1 protein-coding gene is annotated in these 340 nt (G+C 54.7%); it reads left to right on the forward strand.

Annotated elements, in window-relative coordinates; translation table 11 throughout:
• The coding region (locus LZP73_RS19550; RefSeq protein ID WP_234236580.1) for a hypothetical protein at positions 1-340 on the forward strand (340 nt) is incomplete at both ends.

The following is a 340-nucleotide window of genomic DNA, read 5'->3' on the forward strand; positions in this document are numbered from 1 at the left end:
TGAGCCGTTGACAGGCGAGAAAGCGCAAACCAGCAATCTGAATAGCGATCAACTTGCCACCTTGCAGGTGACCAACAGTGGCGATCAGCCGTTATGGCTGCGTGTGGATGCCAGCGGTTATCCGCAATCCGCACCTTTACCGGCGAGCAATGTGCTGCAAATTGAGCGTCATATTCTGGGTACTGACGGTAAGAGCAAATCGCTGGACTCGTTACGTAGCGGCGATCTGGTGCTGGTGTGGTTGCAGGTTAAAGCCAGTAACAGTGTACCGGATGCGTTAGTCGTGGATCTGTTGCCTGCGGGGCTGGAACTGGAAAACCAGAATCTGGCGAACGGCAGC

The organism is Shewanella sp. AS16, from assembly GCF_021412365.1.
GTDB classification, from domain to species: Bacteria; Pseudomonadota; Gammaproteobacteria; order Enterobacterales; family Shewanellaceae; genus Shewanella; species Shewanella salipaludis.